Source organism: Halomonas sp. TD01, from assembly GCF_923868895.1.
GTDB lineage: Bacteria > Pseudomonadota > Gammaproteobacteria > Pseudomonadales > Halomonadaceae > Vreelandella.
The window spans coordinates 958,146-975,787 of the sequence record NZ_OV350343.1 but is presented as its reverse complement, the minus strand read 5'-3'; the positions used below and the strand labels follow the sequence as shown (position 1 = coordinate 975,787).

Annotated in this window: 21 protein-coding genes and 1 riboswitch; of the genes, 8 read left to right on the top strand and 13 right to left on the bottom strand. The window is 52.9% G+C overall.

Translation table 11 applies throughout. The features are described from left to right. Positions 1 to 14: 14 nt before the first annotated feature. Positions 15 to 110, bottom strand: a riboswitch (TPP riboswitch). A 55-nt stretch (positions 111 to 165) separates the two neighbouring features. Continuing rightward, complete coding sequence (locus tag L1X57_RS04575; RefSeq protein WP_009723871.1) at positions 166 to 510, bottom strand: hypothetical protein; 345 nt, start codon at positions 508 to 510, stop codon at positions 166 to 168. 157 nt (positions 511 to 667) lie between these two features. Further along, a complete protein-coding gene (locus tag L1X57_RS04570) occupies positions 668 to 1,042 on the bottom strand; it encodes a DUF2237 family protein (protein ID WP_009723870.1) in 375 nt (124 codons plus the stop codon). A gap of 241 nt (positions 1,043 to 1,283) precedes the next feature. On the opposite strand from L1X57_RS04570, the gene gloA reads away from it, so the two are divergent. Beyond that, positions 1,284 to 1,817 carry a lactoylglutathione lyase gene (gene gloA / locus L1X57_RS04565; RefSeq protein ID WP_009723869.1) on the top strand — a complete coding sequence of 178 codons (534 nt, stop codon included), beginning with the start codon at positions 1,284 to 1,286 and terminating at the stop codon, positions 1,815 to 1,817. A 2-nt stretch (positions 1,818 to 1,819) separates the two neighbouring features. Beyond that, positions 1,820 to 2,185: a DUF6164 family protein gene (locus L1X57_RS04560; RefSeq protein ID WP_009723868.1), complete on the top strand. Its 366-nt coding sequence runs from the start codon at positions 1,820 to 1,822 to the stop codon at positions 2,183 to 2,185. A gap of 21 nt (positions 2,186 to 2,206) precedes the next feature. Here L1X57_RS04560 and L1X57_RS04555 read toward each other — a convergent pair whose 3' ends face one another. From L1X57_RS04555 to L1X57_RS04535, 5 genes are all read right to left on the bottom strand, one after another. Further along, positions 2,207 to 2,899 carry a cupin domain-containing protein gene (locus L1X57_RS04555; protein WP_009723867.1) on the bottom strand — a complete coding sequence of 231 codons (693 nt, stop codon included), beginning with the start codon at positions 2,897 to 2,899 and terminating at the stop codon, positions 2,207 to 2,209. Between the two features lie 120 nt (positions 2,900 to 3,019). After that, positions 3,020 to 4,078 carry a metal ABC transporter solute-binding protein, Zn/Mn family gene (locus tag L1X57_RS04550; RefSeq protein ID WP_009723866.1) on the bottom strand — a complete coding sequence of 353 codons (1,059 nt, stop codon included), beginning with the start codon at positions 4,076 to 4,078 and terminating at the stop codon, positions 3,020 to 3,022. Between the two features lie 28 nt (positions 4,079 to 4,106). Next, positions 4,107 to 4,997, bottom strand: coding sequence for a metal ABC transporter permease (locus L1X57_RS04545; RefSeq protein WP_009723865.1), 891 nt, complete (start codon positions 4,995 to 4,997; stop codon positions 4,107 to 4,109). Beyond that, on the bottom strand, positions 4,981 to 5,715 hold the full coding sequence (locus tag L1X57_RS04540; protein WP_039869388.1) for a metal ABC transporter ATP-binding protein: 735 nt from the start codon (positions 5,713 to 5,715) through the stop codon (positions 4,981 to 4,983). Before L1X57_RS04540 ends, L1X57_RS04545 begins: the two co-directional genes overlap by 17 nt. Positions 5,716 to 6,055: 340 nt before the next feature. Continuing rightward, positions 6,056 to 6,736, bottom strand: coding sequence for a hypothetical protein (locus L1X57_RS04535; RefSeq protein WP_009723863.1), 681 nt, complete (start codon positions 6,734 to 6,736; stop codon positions 6,056 to 6,058). Between the two features lie 160 nt (positions 6,737 to 6,896). On the opposite strand from L1X57_RS04535, the gene L1X57_RS04530 reads away from it, so the two are divergent. Beyond that, complete coding sequence (locus L1X57_RS04530) at positions 6,897 to 7,094, top strand: HD domain-containing protein (RefSeq protein ID WP_083817076.1); 198 nt, start codon at positions 6,897 to 6,899, stop codon at positions 7,092 to 7,094. A gap of 235 nt (positions 7,095 to 7,329) precedes the next feature. On the opposite strand, the gene L1X57_RS04525 is transcribed toward L1X57_RS04530, so the two are convergent. Both L1X57_RS04525 and L1X57_RS04520 read right to left on the bottom strand, forming a co-directional pair. After that, positions 7,330 to 7,644, bottom strand: coding sequence for a hypothetical protein (locus tag L1X57_RS04525; protein WP_009723861.1), 315 nt, complete (start codon positions 7,642 to 7,644; stop codon positions 7,330 to 7,332). A 307-nt stretch (positions 7,645 to 7,951) separates the two neighbouring features. Continuing rightward, positions 7,952 to 8,887 (bottom strand): alpha/beta hydrolase, encoded by a 936-nt coding sequence (locus L1X57_RS04520; protein ID WP_009723859.1) that lies wholly within the window; start codon positions 8,885 to 8,887, stop codon positions 7,952 to 7,954. Positions 8,888 to 9,004: 117 nt separating this feature from the next. Between L1X57_RS04520 and L1X57_RS04515 the strand changes: the two genes are divergently transcribed. Further along, on the top strand, positions 9,005 to 10,030 hold the full coding sequence (locus tag L1X57_RS04515) for an acyltransferase family protein (protein WP_009723858.1): 1,026 nt from the start codon (positions 9,005 to 9,007) through the stop codon (positions 10,028 to 10,030). 30 nt (positions 10,031 to 10,060) lie between these two features. On the opposite strand, the gene L1X57_RS04510 is transcribed toward L1X57_RS04515, so the two are convergent. Then, positions 10,061 to 10,684, bottom strand: coding sequence for a hypothetical protein (locus tag L1X57_RS04510; RefSeq protein ID WP_009723857.1), 624 nt, complete (start codon positions 10,682 to 10,684; stop codon positions 10,061 to 10,063). Positions 10,685 to 11,157: 473 nt separating this feature from the next. On the opposite strand from L1X57_RS04510, the gene glnA reads away from it, so the two are divergent. The 4 genes from glnA (at position 11,158) to glnG (ending at position 15,881) form a co-directional block, all read left to right on the top strand. Continuing rightward, positions 11,158 to 12,564: a glutamate--ammonia ligase gene (glnA, locus tag L1X57_RS04505; protein WP_009723856.1), complete on the top strand. Its 1,407-nt coding sequence runs from the start codon at positions 11,158 to 11,160 to the stop codon at positions 12,562 to 12,564. A 111-nt stretch (positions 12,565 to 12,675) separates the two neighbouring features. Continuing rightward, entirely contained in the window at positions 12,676 to 13,203 is a 528-nt protein-coding gene (locus tag L1X57_RS04500) for a DUF4124 domain-containing protein (RefSeq protein ID WP_009723855.1), read from the top strand. 192 nt (positions 13,204 to 13,395) lie between these two features. Then, a complete protein-coding gene (gene glnL, locus L1X57_RS04495; protein ID WP_009723854.1) occupies positions 13,396 to 14,454 on the top strand; it encodes a nitrogen regulation protein NR(II) in 1,059 nt (352 codons plus the stop codon). Further along, positions 14,451 to 15,881: a nitrogen regulation protein NR(I) gene (glnG, locus tag L1X57_RS04490; protein WP_009723853.1), complete on the top strand. Its 1,431-nt coding sequence runs from the start codon at positions 14,451 to 14,453 to the stop codon at positions 15,879 to 15,881. Before glnL ends, glnG begins: the two co-directional genes overlap by 4 nt. Positions 15,882 to 15,930: 49 nt before the next feature. Here glnG and L1X57_RS04485 read toward each other — a convergent pair whose 3' ends face one another. The 3 genes from L1X57_RS04485 to L1X57_RS04475 all read right to left on the bottom strand — a co-directional run bounded on the left by L1X57_RS04485 (position 15,931) and on the right by L1X57_RS04475 (position 17,642). Continuing rightward, positions 15,931 to 16,776, bottom strand: a complete 846-nt coding sequence (locus L1X57_RS04485) for a ChaN family lipoprotein (RefSeq protein ID WP_009723852.1) — start codon at positions 16,774 to 16,776, stop codon at positions 15,931 to 15,933. Between the two features lie 12 nt (positions 16,777 to 16,788). Continuing rightward, positions 16,789 to 16,965 (bottom strand): DUF6435 family protein, encoded by a 177-nt coding sequence (locus tag L1X57_RS04480; protein WP_009723851.1) that lies wholly within the window; start codon positions 16,963 to 16,965, stop codon positions 16,789 to 16,791. A 167-nt stretch (positions 16,966 to 17,132) separates the two neighbouring features. Then, entirely contained in the window at positions 17,133 to 17,642 is a 510-nt protein-coding gene (locus tag L1X57_RS04475; protein ID WP_039869380.1) for a YqiA/YcfP family alpha/beta fold hydrolase, read from the bottom strand.

The window sequence follows — 17,642 nt, the reverse complement described above, 5'->3', positions numbered from 1 at the left end:
CGGCCGGGAGGTGGTGCTGCGGCACCACGACTCCCTACGCCGGTGTTATCCGGTTCAGGTTCAAAGGGTGCTTCTCAGCCCACTAAGCGCAGGCGCCCCTGTCGTGATGGTACTATCCTTGGCTTAGGTCAATCTGTAAAGCCTGGGAAACTCTACTCGCAAATATCAGCGAAACGAAATGCGCGTTCCGTAGGTGAGCATTTCATCGGGCGTAATTGCTTTACCCTCGACACCAATCATTTCATCGCCACACTGGTCGGCGAAAGTAAGCACCCCGTGGGTAAGACCCAGCTGGCCAAGGGTGTCGCGAATTTCACCGGTGCCCAAAAACGTGCTGACATGGCCCTGGGCATTGGTTAAATCAGAAACACCATTAGCGTGATGGAAGCGAACCTTATAGATACCGTCCATTGATTCAACTTCCACAATCGGTGAAAAGCCATTGTTTATGGCATGGGCTAACTGCTTTAACGTTAGGTGGTCGCCGAGGGTCATATCAATTGCGGTCATGACAAACTCCGGGTGGCTGCCTTCAGTGGGGCATCACATTGTTTTTTATAGAAATGCTACAGATGACGAAAGTGGCTATGATCTAGTGTTGTAAAGATGATGAAATATCAGTGTAGAAGGTTTGCATAGAAATTCCAGAGGTTCATAACGGATGCGCTTAATGCACGGCGTCTAATGCATGCTGTCGCAGCGTAATGAGTGGGATGATCTCTAGCGTTTTCTCATGGGTACCAGACAGTACAATCGGTGGGGCCAAGCCAACCTGGGCAGCTTCTTGCCAGCGACTGGCACAGATGCACCAACGGTCACCGGGTTGCAGGCCTGGAAATCCATACTCTGGGCGTGGAGTCACTAGGTCGTTGCCTTGGGCTCTTGAAAACGTTAGAAATTCTGCGGTTACCATCGCGCATACTGAGTGTCTGCCAGCATCATCAGGCCCCGTGCGGCAAAAGCCGTCACGATAGAAACCGGTCTTAGGGTCATGGCAGCATGGGGTTAACGGTTCACCCAGCACGTTGCGGTCACGAGACATGTTGGCTCCTCTCTCATAGACGCTCATAGGCTCTCATGGGGTGGGCTAGAAATATCTAAATAGTGCCCACAGTTACGGTATTAATACCGCATGTTGATGTAAGGTGTTCGAATCAGGAATTGATAAGCTGCATACTGCAAAGCTGATTGAATATTACAGGTGGTTAAAGTTTTGTACAGGTTTTAAGGTTCGTCAACGTATTTGTGTGCAAACAGTTTTTTAGAAAGAAATAGGAGAGCTTATGTCGTTTCAAGGCGAGCAGCATCCCGGTGTCGCATCCGCTGCGCCGCAAACCCAAGGGTTTCGCTTAAATCACACCATGCTGCGGGTGAAAGATCCCGAACGCGCACTAGCGTTCTACTCCAAGGTATTTGGAATGCAGGTACTACGCCGGTTGGATTTTGAAGAGATGCAGTTTTCGCTCTACTTCCTAGCCAATGTGGAAGACAGCGATAACGTGCCGGAAGATACTCAAACACGCACTGCCTGGACTTTCAGTCAGAAAGGCTTGCTGGAGTTGACGCATAATTGGGGTACAGAAGATCAGCAGGATTTTGCCTATCACGACGGTAACGCTGAACCCCAAGGGTTTGGTCATATATGCTTCTGCGTACCTGACTTAGAAGCTGCTCAAGCATGGTTTGATAAGCACGAAGCGACGTTCATCAAGCGTGCGGATCAGGGCAAGATGAAAGACGTTATCTTTGTCAAAGATGCAGATGGCTACTGGATCGAAGTGATTCAGGCAGACCGTATGGCGGCCATGGGCGACTAAATATGGCCCACTTGCTGTTTCGGCTGCGCCACGTAACGGATGAAGAGGCGCTGGAAGTACGCCAGCTGCTAGACGAGCAAGGCTTTGATGTGTATGAAACCCAAGCGGGTTTTTTTCGCCTGGGTGTCGATGCAATTTGGCTGCGTGACACCGCTCAGCGCGAGGCTGCTGAAGCGGCTCTGGCGGCGTATCAGGAAAACCGCCAAGCCAAAGCACGGCGAGAGCACGAAGAAGCGGTTGCCAGTGGCAATGCACCAACATTATGGCGGCGCTTCCTCGCCCACCCCGTGCAAGTCGTACTGGTAATAGTTGCCGTGGTGCTGATCGCCCTATTAACGCTGCTGCCGTTTATTGGCTTGGTAGGCTAGATTTGTAAACAGTTTTGTAGATTAGCTGGGTAGCTTAACAGCGGCTAAGTGCCCGCGTTTTAAATAAAGCTGCACGCCTTCGCTACCCGCGCGTAACTGAGGTGCCGCACCTACTGGGTAGCGGCACCAACTGCCGGTAGAGTACTCCTGCCCGTCACTGAGTAGCGAGCCCTCCAGCACAAAAAGCTCTAAACCACCGGCAAGCGGCGGATAAGACACCAGTGTATTGGCTTCCCAACGCTCTAGGCTGACCCGCTCTGGACCATACTGTTCTGAACTATAAGTGTGCAGCATTTTGTAAGTAATGCCGGGCCGCCGGTCGGGCTGCCAGGGTAAGCGGTGGGCAGGCACTGCCAACTGAAGAATGTCATTTTCATCAAACTGGTGCAGCTTCACCAAAATTAGTGCCCCCTCTTCGCCTATTTGCGGGGTATGGCCAGTGCCAATCGGGTTGCGCAAATAACTGCCTGCCGGATAGCGGCCGTGTTCATCGGCAAAGACCCCATCCAGCACCAAAATCTCTTCACCACCGCCGTGAGTATGGCGGCTGAACTGGCTATTCGGCGCGTAGCGTACCAGGCTAGTGGCTCTGGCTACTTCGTCGCCAATGCGGTCTAGCATCATGCGCTCCACACCAGCACTGGGGGAGTCCACCCAACGATACTGATCCGGCGTGACACAGGCAAAGTGGCTAAAATCGGCGTTCAGGCGCATGGTGTTGGCTCTTTGCAGGGGTGAATTCGCAGCAGTGGTGCAAGTCTCCCCATCCTCGGGGAAAAATGCAACGCAAAAAAATACCGCCAAGCGGCGGTATTCAATAGTTAACTTTTTCGCTTAATGATCATGACCATGATGGTCGTGTTCATGAGCATGATCGTCATGACCCGGCTGAGCCAATGCTGAGTGCAGCACGTTCGCATTATGACGCATCATGCCTAGGTAAGTGCCGGCATCGCCTTCACTGGCCAGTGCATCGGCATACAGCGTGCCAGCAATCGGTAGGCCGGTTTCTTCGGCGAGCTGATTGATGATCGCCTGGTTGGTCATGTTTTCATGGAACAGGGCCTGCACGTTTTCCTGTTCGATGACATCCACAAGTGCGGCCATGCTGGCGCCGCTGGGGTCAGCTTCGGTAGAAAGGCCGACCGGTGAAAGGAAGTTGACCCCATAAGCGTTAGAGAAGTAACCAAACGAGTCATGGCCAGTAATCACACTGGCGGAAGCGGGAATGTCACTCAACACGTCACGAATTTCACGATCAGCCTCGTCAATCTCCGCTAAATAACGCTCGGCGTTGGCCTGGTAGCTTTCAGCATTGGCGCTGTCGGCTTCGATTAAACCATCGCGAATATTGGTAACGTAGACCTTTGCTTGCTGCATATCTTGCCAAGCGTGCGGATCATCATCGCCGTGGTCATGCTCGTCGTGGCTGAGATCATCATGCCCGTGGTCGTCATGCCCGTGGTCGTCATGCCCGTGGTCGTCATGCCCATGGTCGTCATGCCCATGGTCGTCATGCCCATGGTCGTCATGGTCGTGCTCGGCAAAGGCGCGGGGCTGAATGCCGTTCGTTGCGGTGACCAGTGCGCCCGTATAGTCGCTCGACTCAATCAAGCGCTCCATCCAGCCCTCAAACAGCAATCCGTTAAAGACCACCACATCAGCGCCGGCCAACGCACGGGCGTCGCCTGGGCTTGGCGAATAGACATGAGCATCGCCGTCAGGGCCGACAAGCGATGTCACCTCAACATGCTCGCCGCCCACGTTTTCGACCATATCGGCCAAAATAGAGAAGCTGGTAACCACCTGAACGCGGTCGTTAGCCATTGCTGCAGGCAGTGCCAACATGGCAGAAACACCCACCCACCAGCGCGACGAAGAGAAAAGCGACATACAATGCTCCTTTAAAGATAACAAAGAGTTATGACGACTGTTCAAGTGCTAACGGCGTTGTCTTACGCCGCAGCTTAGCGGCTAAGCTGTGATAGCGGCCGAACAGTGCCGACAGTAGATAGCCCACCCCAGCCAGCAAAATAATGCTCGGCCCTGACGGGGTATCAAGATGAAACGAAATCAATAACCCGCCGGTACTAGCGATCATGGCTAATACCACGGCAATACCTATCAAACCTTCCAGCCGCTTACTCCAAAACCGCGCCGCAGTGGCAGGCAGCATCATTAAGCCCACGGCCATTAACGTGCCCAAGGTTTGGAAACCCGCGGTTAAATTCAGCACCAATAGCCCTAGAAAAACGCTATGTACCCAGCTGCTACGGCGGCTTTGCCCGCGTAAAAACAGTGGGTCTAAGCACTCCACGACCAGCGCGCGGAAAATAATCGCCAGAATAATCACTATCAGCGTGCTGATAGAGGCAATGAGCAGTAACGCTGTGGAGTTAATCGCCAAAATCGAGCCGAACAGCACATGGGTTAAGTCCACGCTACTGCCGCCCATGGATATGAGTAATACCCCGGCCGCCAGCGAGATAATAAAAAAACTCGCCATAGCTGCATCTTCCCGCTGACCGCCCATTTTCGACACGGCCCCGGCAAGTAACGCCACCATCACGCCGAACAGAACGCCGCCAGCGCTCATCACCGGCAGAGAGAACCCGGCTAGCAAAAAGCCTAGTGCCACCCCAGGCAAAATAGCGTGGGCCATTGCATCGCCAATCAGGCTCATACCCCTTAACACCAGAAACACGCCCAGCGGCGGGGCAGCCAGCGAAAGTGCCAAGCCACCCACGACCGCACGACGCATAAAGCCATAATCGAAAGGGGCAACAAACCATGCATCAAGCAGTGCCAGCATGACGCCCTCCCAAAGCAAACGGCACGACTTTGGCCGATGCATGTTGGTGATTAAGCGCGCTAGGCGCGACCCAGCGACCATGGCCACCATTCAGCATCAAAACTTCATCGGCTAGGCGGCTCAGATGATCCATATCGTGCAGCACAATAATGATTGTCACGCCTTCATCGGCCATTTGGCGCAAAATACGGATCAAGATATCCACCGTATCGCTATCCACGTTGGCAAACGGCTCATCCAGTAACAAAAGCTCCGCTTCCTGCATCAACGTGCGGCCAATCAGTGCCCGCTGGCGCTGGCCACCGGAAAGCTCACCCAAAGGGCGGTGGGCCAAATGAGAAATACCCAAGCGCGCCATGATGTCGCGACCCTTGCGATAATGCGCCGCACAGTAGCCCTTCAACGCCCCGTGGCTTGGCCAACTGCCGGTCATCACCAACTCTTCCACGCTCATTGGAAAGGTAAGGTCCAGAGCTAGCTGCTGTGGCAACCATGCACGGCGTGCTTTATCAACGGTGCAAATCACGTTGCCGCTAATAGGCCGCAATTCTCCCATAACCGCCTGAATCAACGTGCTCTTGCCCGCCCCGTTGGCGCCGATAAGCGCCGTAATAGCACCGGGCTTTATGTCACCATCTACATGCTCAAGCACCGTGCGCCCGCCTTGGGCAAGGTGCAGGTCATGCAGCTGCAGGCGTGAAAGTGAACGCTCACTCATAGCGGCCACCCACTTGCCCATACCACTAAACCCCACAACGCCAACAGCGGCAGTGCCACCAAGCCCAACCGCTTCGTGGCGGATAACGACATCAGCGAAAAATGACAAGGACCTTCCTTGTTATGGCGATGCATATGCTCACTCATTGAGTGTCCTCGCTAACCAATAAATAAGTTATAACATAACAATTGGTGAAACCAAAAAAGAGGCCGATATTTTACGCGCTCCTGGTGTGCTGACAATCCTATTGCACTGACAATGTTAAATCGTGCTGACAGTACCAAGCGGGCGAATAAACGTGCCTCTTACATGGCCATGATATGCGGCTAGCAATAAGCGGCTAATAGCGCCAAGCAGCGCCAATTTGCTGGGGAGAGACTAGCAACGCATATTCGCCGTGCAAGGTAACAGGCCCAACCGATAGGCGAGCAGGCTGAAAACGGTTAATGGCACTGGAAGCTTGGTTAGGTTGCGTCCAAATTTGCAGCTCACTTACCAACATGCCGGTGGCAAAGTTCACTGCGCCATCCCGTGCACGGCCGTCGGCGGCAATCACGGCCCCGGCTAGGCTATTGACCACCAGTGAACTAATGCGCGTCTCAAGCCCACGGCGCTCTTGCTCCGCCTGGGCAAGTTCCAAGCCGAGTGCCTGTACGCCACTTAACTCACCACGTGCCTTCAACCGCTCGTACTCAACCAATGCCGCCTGATGCGGCTGTCGATCGATCAGCATGCCACCCAATGCCAACGCCGACTTCACTACACCCACGCGCGCATCAAAGCGGTCATCGCGGTTACTTGCTTCGCTCGATTGGTAAGCATTCAGCGCAAAACTTGCCGCATAAATCCCCGTCCAGCCTGCCCCCCACAACGCTGCATGGTTCGCCCCACGCTCAAACACGTCATCGTAAGCCGCCCAGTCAGTAGACGTTGGGGCTTGTGCCTGAGCCTGTGTTGACAAGGCAAACAGCGCCAGTGCGAAAGCCACCAGCGCAGAGCGTGAAAGACGAATACACCGCATGAGAAAACACCTGATCGTAGGAGAAATAGCGCTAAGCGTAGCACGCTATCAGTGAAGGTTAGTGTGGAATAGGGGTGGCCTAAGTATGACGAAGATCAATGGAGTTGCAGAGGGAAGGGTGGTTAGATGGAGTTCTTAGAAAAACGGTGGAGGGGAAGCGGTGGCTTACTATCACTACTGGGGCAAAGCGCAAGCTAAGGGAGGCGCTGTCGAGTGCCATCTTCTGCCATATCACAGCCTAGATGTAGCTGCCGTGGGTTGGTTATTGCTTTCTCCCGATAGGCCGCTGACGCAACGTCTTGCTGCCCAACTAAGCCTTGAGCGGTTCATCCCCGCACCCGCGGGGATGAACCGCTGATAGTTGTAAAGTCGGGCCACCGACGCCCGACCCCCGCACAGGCGACTAAGCTATATTAAACGCTCCAACGGATAGAGCCGCCACAGTGCGCTGCGCCCAGGCAGTTTTGAAGATGCACCGTTGCGCGGTGCTTTCGCGGGTGCGCCTGAGGCTTACCACGCGCTACTCGAAACGTGGTAGTGGGCGTGCTTTAGGCGTGCCGCGCACAGTGGTGGGGCATTTCCTTTGTGGATAGTTACTCTTTGTCGTCCTCGTCGTCTTCCCAGCGTTCCATGGCGCGCTTGTCATCGGGAAGTCGGACGATATCGCCTACCTTCAGCTTGTGGTGTGTGTCGTGGTGGTGCCCTTGACGGTCAAGTATGGCGGCGACGCTGCCAATGCTGACGGCATCTTCATCGCGATAGACTTCTACTTTTACTCGCACAATGCGGCCTTGGTAACGGGCAGAGAGCATGGCGCCTGGGTAGGGTGGTTTATGGTCTGGGTCATTTTTAAAAAACTCTGCGACGCTTGCGCTGCCTGGTTCATCCCATTCGATATGCTGATGCATTGTCAGTGTCCTTTTGCTGAGCGGTATCACGTAGCGTGAGGTTTAAGTGTAGTGTGCGTTGATGCAATTGAGCCAATGCGCACGGACACTGGTGGGGTGAGCGCTTAAAGTGACCGTCAGGGGATCTTGGACGACCCCTTGTCATGCGCTATTTGAACCGTCGGTGACGCCGTTTTGTCGTTGAGCGTTTAATACCCCGCTCGTCTGGTGTGCAGGGCAATGCGGCCTTTCGGCGTGTCGTTGATTGGTTGTCGGAAGAGAGCGAAGCGGCGCTGGGCCGCTGTTTTTCATTTAACCAAGCGGTGCTTTATTCAGTGGAATCAACGGCAGGTTGATCGATATGCTGAAACATAAAGTTTAAGGCGGCAGGAAGGCTGGCTCGCCATACGCGCCAGGTGTGGCCACCGGGGTAAAGATCAAGTCTCACGTCGCCCGGCTGAATGCGTTCCATCGTTTGGCGTAACAGGCGGGCGTGAAATTCTGCATCGTAAACATCGCTCCGCCCCGCACTGATATAAAGCGGCACTGGTGATATGTCGCGCGCTCCGGTTGTTCGTGGTGTGACTTGTAGCCGGTAATCCTCTAGGTGAGCCGTGTAATTAAGAGCTTCCCAGCGTTCGCGGTCAAATTGGCCTTGTTCGTTTAAAAATGCTGGGTGGCGGCGTGCCGATGAATTAGCAGGCGGCGTTGGCGCGTAACTGGCCGGGCTTAGGGCGGCAACAGCTGCGAACAGATCGGGTCGCTCTAGGGCAAAATTAAGCGCGCCGTAACCTCCGGCAGATAATCCCGCAACGCCTCGCAAGTGGCGTTCACTCCCGACATGATAGGTGCTTTCAATATGCGGCAGTAAGTCGTCAAAGAAAGCGCTGCGTGCTGCCTCGTTGTATCCATCTACCCACCAACTGCGGCTGCCGGGCATGATAAATACCGCCGGTGGCAGGTGGCCAGCTGCGATTAAGCGGTCAGCTGTTTGGGGGAGTTTGCCCCGTGCCACCCAGTCTCTCTCGTTTCCAAACGATCCATGAAGTAAATAAACCACTGGGTAAGGCGTAGACGCTTCCGTGTCATAGTTATCAGGTAAATACACGGTATAAGGGTAGTCATGGCCTAAGGTAGGCGAGAAGAACTGTTGGTAGGAAACATCGCCTGCTAAGGCGTGAGTGCTTAATAAAAGCCAACTCACTAGGCCCGTAATATGTCGTGCTAGCAGGGTAACGGGTCTTTTTTTCGATGTTCCAAACACGAAGCCTCCCGGAATTTAATGGCGTTATCGAAGTCGGACAACGCAGAGTGAGTCCCTGTTCAATTTACTGAAGGTAGCAGCCAACGGACTGATGCCAAGGAATCAGAGAGGGAGCGGATGCAAAAAATCGAGGAGATTTATTGGCTGCGTGCTTACGGGTGTATCGCGGTATTCCTGTTTCATTGGTTGGATCACTTGAATCAGCGCGTTGATAATGTAGTCACCGACCTAATGCGACTTCCTCTGGTGCTGGGTACGCCCATATTTTTGTTTATCTCGGTGTTTGTTTTTGCCGTTCGATACGATAAACAGGTACCTCCTGGTTTTCTTCTTCAGCGCGTTAAATACGTCATGCTGCCATATTTTGTGTACGGCTTTATTTACTCGACGGCAGAGTGGGTGCGGTTAGCGAATAGCGATAACCCTGTCGATTTTATAAACAATGCTAAAGAGTATTTTATTTATGCGGGATGGCATGGCTATTTTTTGATTATTGCCATGCAGTTTTACGCGGCGTATTGGTGCTATACCCACTTTCGGTTGTGGCGCTTTAATCCTGTGCCGTGGCTCTGGGGTGGGTGCTTAGTTAGCATGGCATACTGGGGGGTGGCGTATTGGTTGGACGTTGAGCCGCCTGGATATCTGTTATGGATTGCGCCGCTGGGATGGATATATCTGTTTTTTCTGGCGTTGGTGTTAGTTCGCTATTACCCGCTGGCCCCTCAGGCCGATCCGTTCGAGCAACCTAAATGGATGCAAAGGCTATCGCGTCCCTTTTGGTTACTTGGGTTTGTGGCGCTGATCATTGCACTCACGTTCGCAGGTTGGATAGCTTTCTCTTCAAAAGAGGTGTGGGTAATACCTTTCTTTGTGCTGTTTACACTTTGGTTAATGCATTATTTAAAAGGTCGCAAAGCGCCATGCTGGGTGCGTTATATCAATGCGTACTCGTTTGGTATTTATTTGGCCCACCCTATGTTTTTCGCGTTAACCGATACCGTCGTGGGGCCTTTTACATTGCCGCTCCTAGCCTATGCTGTGCTGTTAATTCTTGTCGGCGGTATTGGCTCTATCGTATTGAATAACATGGTTAATACCACGACGACGGGGGCAATGCTATTTGGCAAGCGTTTGAACGTCTAACCAGCGTGCCACTCATGCATAAAGATGGCATTAAGTGTCTGTGTGCGAGGAGGGAGGAGGTCGGTAGGGCTTGCTACTTATTGATGGTGAGTCGCGGTTAAGACCTGATGCTTCCAGGCTGAACGTTTGTAAACGGGTAGAGCATGCATAAAGGCGCTGTAGTAAATCGGTAAGCGCTGTTTCATCTAGTTCTGGGTCTAGGCCTCCTAACCGTTCTAACCACGTGCGCTTGATGGCTATGTAAGGAGGAACGGCAACGCCTGTGCCTAAGAAACGTTGGAATAGCCGCTCAGATAGACGGGGGGGTTCGCTGCCTATCAGAAATGCATCCAGCGTGTACGTGTCTAACTGGGGATAAAGTAAACACCACAGTTTGGCTTCTAGCGTCTGTTGCTGCATCGCAATCAGCAGCCAATCCGCTTGGCTGAGATACGCTGCTTGGTTGATCCTTTCGCCTAATGGCTGGGAAGGCGTAATAAGAAAATGAACACGGTAGCGCTGCTCAAAGTGTGAAATGCGCGGATCAGCGGTGGGGCCTGTCACGATAATGGGAAAGATGTGGTCTGCTAAGCCTGTTTGGCGAATAGCGCGCAGGTGACGTGGTAAAAGGACACCTGTGACTGACGCATCAACAATAAAGCAGACCGTGCCCATGTGAGTGGCTTCCTGTGTTATGAAACCTGTTTGTTATGAAATCTATCCATTTGTAAGTAATTGTAGGTGTGAGTTTCTTTTAGTATCAAGCTAAAGTTTGCGGGAATGTGTAAAAATAGTAGATGTTATTCATGCACCATTTTAGTGCTGATGGGTTTTAGGTTGATCGTTATTGGTGCGATTTTCTAGGTTGTGTGGCTATTTTGAGCTGAATCCGTTTTAGTGCACAGCGTTATGCCACATGAAGAAGCATGGCATTTTATTTTTTAGTATTTATAAAACAATAGCTTGTTATTTTTTTATGCCATATTGGTGCAGTGTTGGCATGCTCTGTGCTTAGTATTAGGCAGCGGCTAGCGGGTCGTAGGCAGATGCCTTTCGGCGTGCTACAACAATAGCCGGTTTGTTTAATAACTCTTTTATCGGTAGCTTACTGTCATAAGCTTTAAGCCACGTTCATACCGGAGGACACTATGTCAGCCAAGACTCTCGCGCTAATCGAAGAACATGATGTTAAATGGGTAGACCTGCGTTTCACCGACACGCGCGGTAAAGAGCAGCACGTCACCGTACCGGCACGGGACGTGGACGAAGAGTTTTTCGAGAACGGTCAAATGTTCGATGGTTCCTCTATTGAGGGCTGGAAAGGCATTAACGAATCCGACATGATTCTTCGCCCTGAAGATGGTACCGGTTTCCTCGACCCCTTCACTGAAGACGCTACCCTGATCCTGCGTTGTGACATCATCGAGCCTGCCACCATGCAGGGCTATGACCGCGACCCGCGTTCCATTGCTAAGCGCGCAGAAGCTTATCTGCAGTCCACTGGCCTGGGCGATACCGCTTTCTTTGGCCCTGAGCCTGAGTTCTTCATTTTTGACGAAGTACATTGGAAATCTGACATTCAGGGTTCTATGTACAAAATCACATCTGACGAAGGCGCCTGGGCGACCAATAATCAGGTAGAAGGCGGCAACTTGGGACACCGTCCGCGCGTTAAAGGCGGCTACTTCCCGGTTCCCCCGGTTGATAGTTTCCACGATATCCGTGGTGCAATGTGTAACACCCTGGAAGCGATTGGCCAGACCGTTGAGGTTCACCACCACGAGGTTGCTAACGCGGGTCAGAACGAAATCGGCGTTAAATTCAACACGCTGGTGAAGAAGGCTGACGAAGTTCAGGAAATGAAATACGTGATCCACAACGTGGCCCACGCTTACGGCAAAACCGCTACCTTCATGCCGAAGCCGCTAGTAGGCGATAACGGTTCTGGTATGCACGTACACCAGTCGTTCTGGAAAGATGGCCAGAACCAGTTCGCGGGTGACGAGTACGCGGGTCTTTCTGAAATGGCGCTTTACTACATTGGCGGTGTTATCAAGCACGCCCGTGCTCTGAACGCCTTCACTAACGCGTCTACTAACTCGTATAAGCGTTTGGTACCAGGCTTTGAAGCGCCGGTAATGCTGGCCTACAGCGCTCGTAACCGTTCTGCTTCTATCCGTATTCCGTACACGGCTAGCCCGAAAGGCAAGCGTGTAGAAACGCGCTTCCCTGATCCGACGGCCAACCCGTACCTGGCGTTCTCTGCCTTGTTGATGGCCGGTATCGACGGTATTAAAAACAAGATTCATCCTGGCGATGCCATGGATAAAAACTTGTACGATTTGCCGCCAGAAGAAGGTAAGTCAGTACCAACCGTTGCTAACAGCCTAGACCAAGCGCTGGAAGCACTCGATGCAGACCGCGCGTTCTTGACAGAAGGTGGCGTGTTCACTGATGAAATGATCGATGCATACATCGACCTCAAGATGGAAGAAGTAGAGCGCATTCGCATGACTACTCACCCCATTGAGTTCGATATGTACTACAGCTGCTAAGAACGGTTGTTAAGAACCGCTGCTAAAATCACCTTTGCGGTGTGATTAGCCTGAAAACCCCGCTTCCGGCGGGGTTTTTTTATGGTAGCAAACTGAGAAGGTGTACCAGTAATGATGAGTGGTCTACGTTTGCAACACAAAATGTGTTTATCCACAGGGGCTGCGCTACTGCTGTGCCTGTGGGTAAGCGCTGCGCAGTCACAAACGGTGTACCGTGTGGTGGATGAGCAGGGTAACGTGACCTTTACCGATAACCCTGATCGCGGCGGTGAAACGATGACGCTGGCACCGTTGCCTAGCGTTTCCACGTCTCCAGTCGCGGCGTCACCGCGTCGCCAGGGTCATCCAGGGCAGCCGTTTATGCCCTATGACCATTTTGCAATAGAGGTTCCTCAGGCAGAGGCATCGCTTCGAAAAGACCACACCGCGGTGGTCGTAGACGTTGTTCCACCGCTTCGAGAAGATCATCGAATTCAATTGTTGGTGAACGGTGAGATAAGCCAGTCGGCGCTGCACAGCGACGCTTTTTGGCTTGCTGGCCTAACGACTGGCCAGCATCAGCTGCAAGCCGAGCTGCTAGACAGTGGAGGGCGTGTTCAGCACCGCACTGATCCGGTGAGTATTTTTATTGTTGATTAACTGCGTGCACTATAATGGTGCGTTAAGTGATGAGATGATCGCGCGGGCTGCGCTATAACGGCTCGCTACGCCCCCGCCCACTGCTCATTAGCCGTGCATATGGCCGTTTATGCTTAATTGGCGCGCTTTTTGCAGTTTCTCTTCTGAATGTTAACAACACTATCTTTTTAGAGCATCGTTTCAGGACACGCCATGTACCAGCGCTTACTTGAACATCTCACCACCGCAGTCTTGCTGCTAGACGGTGAACTCCGTGTTCGCTGGATGAACCCAGCAGCGGAAGCGTTGCTGGCAGTGAGTTTTAGCCGTGTGCAGGGCATTAGTTTAGATACGCTGTTAGGCGGTGATGAGAGTATTGATGATGTCCTCGCCAAAGCGCGAGATGCCTTTCATCCCTATACCCAGCGCGAAGCACGCATTACGCCGCTGAACAGCGAGGCATTAACGGTGGACTACACCGTAACGCCGCTCTCAGCCGATGAGCTGTTGTTAGAAGTAGAGCCCCGTGATCGGCTGATGCAGATTTCCCGCGAAGAAGCGCTAACCACCCGGCAAGAGACCATCAAAGTGCTGGCACGGGGGTTGGCCCATGAAGTTAAAAATCCTCTGGGGGGAATTCGTGGCGCCGCCCAGTTATTGGAGCGCGACCTGGATGACCCGGCACTGCGTGAGTTCACCCATATTATTGTGGAAGAGGTGGATCGGCTCAGAGATTTGGTTGACTCCATGTTAGGCCCTAATCGCATTGTCAAACATGAGCCAGTCAATATTCATAAGGTGTTGGAGCGGGTGCGAGCGCTGCTGATTGCCGAGCATCCGCATGTTGAGATTCGTCGTGATTATGACCCGAGTTTGCCGGACCTTTCTGGCGATGAATCTCAAATGATCCAAGCGTTGTTGAACGTGGCACGAAACGCGGTGCAGGCCATGAGTGATGCAGGTACACCCTCGCCGGAGCTGACACTTCGCACCCGCGCGCGCCGCCAATTTACGCTGGGTGCTGAACGTCACCGATTAGTTAGCGAGGTGGGGGTGATTGATAACGGCCCTGGCATACCTGAAACGTTACGTGAAACGCTTTTCTATCCCATGGTTTCTGGGCGCGCTGAAGGTAGCGGCCTAGGGCTATCGATTGCTCAATCGATTTTGCACCAACATCAAGGATTGATCGAATGCGACTCACGCCCTGGACATACCGAATTTCGTTTACTGATTCCATTGGTTGTTAATTTCACCGGAGAAGCGTCATGACTGAGGCGACACAAACCGATGTAGCACGAGTGGTTATTGTCGATGATGACCGCGCCATCCGTTGGGTATTAGAGCGGGCTTTAGCGCAGCCAGACCTGGATGTAGAGTGTATTGAACGTGCCGATACTGCGCTGGAGCGATTATTAGAAAATCCACCGGATGTACTGGTGACTGACATTCGTATGCCCGGTATTGATGGGCTGGATTTAATGTCGCGGGTACGTGACGCGCACCCTGACCTGCCTGTGATTGTGATGACCGCGCATTCGGACCTCGACAGCGCCGTGGCATCCTATCAAGGCGGTGCATTTGAATACTTGCCTAAACCCTTTGATGTGGACGAAGCGTTGGCGTTGGTACGCCGTGCGGTAGCACATGCCAGGGAGCGTCAACGCCCTGTCAGCGTGCCGGAAGGGTTGAGCGCAGAGATTATTGGTGAAGCGCCTGCCATGCAGGAAGTGTTTCGCGCCATCGGGCGGCTTTCCCACTCCCACATCACCGTGTTGATTAACGGTGAGTCTGGGACCGGTAAAGAGCGTGTTGCTCAGGCGCTGCATCAGCATAGCCCGCGGGCAGGTAAGCCGTTTATTGCGCTGAATATGGCGGCTATTCCCCGAGACTTGATTGAGTCCGAGCTGTTCGGCCATGAGAAAGGCGCGTTTACTGGGGCGGCACAACAGCGCCAAGGGCGCTTTGAGCAGGCTAACGGCGGGACGCTGTTTCTAGATGAAATTGGTGATATGCCCGCCGAAACGCAAACGCGCTTGCTACGCGTGTTAGCCGACGGTGAGTTCTATCGTGTGGGCGGCCATACTCCGGTAAAAGTCGATGTGCGTATTATTGCCGCTACCCACCAGAACCTTGAATCGTTAGTCGATGATGGGCGATTTCGGGAGGATTTGTTCCACCGTTTAAACGTAATTCGCGTTCATTTGCCGCGCCTGTCCGAGCGCCGGGAAGATATTCCGCGTTTAACGCGTCATTTCTTAGCGGAAGCAGCCAAAGAGTTGACCACAGATATCAAAGTGTTAACGCCCGAGGCAGAAGCGCACCTTACTCGTTTGCCCTGGCCGGGTAATGTTCGCCAATTAGAAAATATTTGCCGTTGGTTAACGGTAATGGCCTCCGGTCGCGAAATTCTCATTGAGGACTTACCCCCGGAACTGCGCTCTGTAGATGCTTCTGAAAGCAGCGTTCATGGCGACTGGCGTTCCGCTTTCAGGGATTGGGCGGACCACGCCCTGGCGGAAGGCCATACCCACTTATTGGAGGAAGCCGTGCCGGATTTTGAGCGTATTTTGATTGAAACTGCGCTGAAACATACCGGTGGCCGCAAAGGGGAAGCCGCAGAATTACTCGGTTGGGGGCGTAATACGCTGACCCGTAAATTAAAAACGCTGCTGCCTGCGCTGGCAGATGATGCCTAACCGGTCATTCTTTGAGCAAACAGCTTGGTAGCGACCAATCTGTTAGTGGTCACTCTGCTGGCAGCACAAAGACGGCATCGGCTAGTGCGGGATCGGGTGGTTCACAGGCTTCTGCTGACCAGGGAAGTAAGCTAAAAGTGTGTTCCACCCCCAGCCCATCAAGTTGATGTGGCACACCGTCGTGGTAAATCACATGGCCCAAGCCCATTAAGCCAACGGCCAATGAGCCCTGTGCGGCGGCGTTAGCAAGCCCTTCGGCCATGGCAACATCCCAGCTAAGTTGAGCCTGTAGAAAGCGTCTCAGCATGGCGGGGTCGTCGTCACCCATTGCATGCTGGTCAAAGATTTCTTTTAAACGCATTTCATAGCCAGCGCTTGGTGGTAACGGTGCAGGTATATGATGCCGCTGTTCGGCAGGCACGCTGGTGAAGTCTTCACGCGCTAAGCGCTGACGCAGTTCGGGAGTAATGTTCAGGGCGATCAGAGGAATCTGTTGAACACGAGCAAAATGGAAAATGGGTAAATAAAGGTCAGCATCAAATCCCCAGGTCTCTTCCCAGCGGGATTGTTCCAACAGCTCTTCTTCGGATAGCAAACCCGCAACCCAATCATCGAGTACTGATTGCGCTTCCCGGGGCAGCATTTCTAACCCGATGACCATATCGTCACGCAGCGCGTAAAGCCCCGCCAGGGTGTGCAGCTGCCAGCGGTGGTGATCAACGGCATCATGCTGTTCGCCCAGGAGGACAACCTGATGCTGCGTTGCTTGGGCTAAAATAGCGCTGTTAGAAACAGCATGTTGCGACTGCCACCACTGGCCGGGGAGGGGGCAACTAGCGTGGGCTGCCAAGGGGAGCCAGCTAAGTGCCACAGCAGCGATGAAGTGATGGCGCATGGGCGTTGTGTCCTAGCCTTCTTCTGCTTTAAGGCGGTTGATCTCAGCAAGAATAGCTTCTGCTTCTTCCGTCAGCGTGGCATTGGCCCTCATGTCACCATTGCGTGAAGCTTCCATTGCTGCCTGTAATTTACGTTCGTAATCCTGCTGGAGCTTTTTCTTGGGATCTCGTTTAAATAGTCCAAACATGAGCGCTCTCCTGTGTTTTGTACACTATTTGTATAGCTTTGTTTGGCGGATGTCGACTATTTGTTGTAACACTTTGTTAGCTGGAGGGCGTGTGCGATTCACGTTGTTCTAAAAATGCGGTTTTAAAAATACAGTTCTAAAAGATGTAACTTTTAAAGACACCGCTTTTAAAGACACCGCTCTAAAAATTGCTCGAAATCGGAAAGTATTGTATCGAGGCTGTTGTGAAGGCGATGGTCATCGTCAATCATGCGTAGCGAAAGCCGTTGACGGCGGGCATGTTCAATCACTGGACCGGGTGGCACGACATCGTCTCGCCATCCATGAATGATATGCGTGTGTTGCGCTTGCAGTGTGATAGAGGTTTGCGGGTAATCTGGTAGGCCAAGGGCAGGGGCTAATAAAAAGCAGCCTAGCACGGGTTCATGAGCACTCACCGCTGCACTTAACCATCCGCCGAGGCTGGAGCCCGCCATAACGCAGTTAGCAAGCGTGTCGTTTCGCTCGGCAATCACGGCAAGCAAATGCTCTAAACGCTCCTGGGGCTCCTTCATACCACGGTAATCCATGACCACGGGTTCGCAGTTATCTAGCTGCTCAGCAACCCCTTTTAACGCTTGTACTTTCAAAGCGCCAGGTCCGCTTTCCAGGCCGTGTGAAAGGTATACGGTCATCAT

Coding starts and splice junctions, on each gene's coding strand:
- L1X57_RS04575 (WP_009723871.1), bottom strand. CDS start 510: ATGACCGCAATTGATATGACCCTCGGCGACCACCTAACGTTAAAGCAG.
- L1X57_RS04570 (WP_009723870.1), bottom strand. CDS start 1,042: ATGTCTCGTGACCGCAACGTGCTGGGTGAACCGTTAACCCCATGCTGC.
- gloA (WP_009723869.1), top strand. CDS start 1,284: ATGTCGTTTCAAGGCGAGCAGCATCCCGGTGTCGCATCCGCTGCGCCG.
- L1X57_RS04560 (WP_009723868.1), top strand. CDS start 1,820: ATGGCCCACTTGCTGTTTCGGCTGCGCCACGTAACGGATGAAGAGGCG.
- L1X57_RS04555 (WP_009723867.1), bottom strand. CDS start 2,899: ATGCGCCTGAACGCCGATTTTAGCCACTTTGCCTGTGTCACGCCGGAT.
- L1X57_RS04550 (WP_009723866.1), bottom strand. CDS start 4,078: ATGTCGCTTTTCTCTTCGTCGCGCTGGTGGGTGGGTGTTTCTGCCATG.
- L1X57_RS04545 (WP_009723865.1), bottom strand. CDS start 4,997: ATGCTGGCACTGCTTGATGCATGGTTTGTTGCCCCTTTCGATTATGGC.
- L1X57_RS04540 (WP_039869388.1), bottom strand. CDS start 5,715: ATGAGTGAGCGTTCACTTTCACGCCTGCAGCTGCATGACCTGCACCTT.
- L1X57_RS04535 (WP_009723863.1), bottom strand. CDS start 6,736: ATGCGGTGTATTCGTCTTTCACGCTCTGCGCTGGTGGCTTTCGCACTG.
- L1X57_RS04525 (WP_009723861.1), bottom strand. CDS start 7,644: ATGCATCAGCATATCGAATGGGATGAACCAGGCAGCGCAAGCGTCGCA.
- L1X57_RS04515 (WP_009723858.1), top strand. CDS start 9,005: ATGCAAAAAATCGAGGAGATTTATTGGCTGCGTGCTTACGGGTGTATC.
- L1X57_RS04510 (WP_009723857.1), bottom strand. CDS start 10,684: ATGGGCACGGTCTGCTTTATTGTTGATGCGTCAGTCACAGGTGTCCTT.
- glnA (WP_009723856.1), top strand. CDS start 11,158: ATGTCAGCCAAGACTCTCGCGCTAATCGAAGAACATGATGTTAAATGG.
- L1X57_RS04500 (WP_009723855.1), top strand. CDS start 12,676: ATGATGAGTGGTCTACGTTTGCAACACAAAATGTGTTTATCCACAGGG.
- glnL (WP_009723854.1), top strand. CDS start 13,396: ATGTACCAGCGCTTACTTGAACATCTCACCACCGCAGTCTTGCTGCTA.
- glnG (WP_009723853.1), top strand. CDS start 14,451: ATGACTGAGGCGACACAAACCGATGTAGCACGAGTGGTTATTGTCGAT.
- L1X57_RS04485 (WP_009723852.1), bottom strand. CDS start 16,776: ATGCGCCATCACTTCATCGCTGCTGTGGCACTTAGCTGGCTCCCCTTG.
- L1X57_RS04480 (WP_009723851.1), bottom strand. CDS start 16,965: ATGTTTGGACTATTTAAACGAGATCCCAAGAAAAAGCTCCAGCAGGAT.
- L1X57_RS04475 (WP_039869380.1), bottom strand. CDS start 17,642: ATGATGACCGTATACCTTTCACACGGCCTGGAAAGCGGACCTGGCGCT.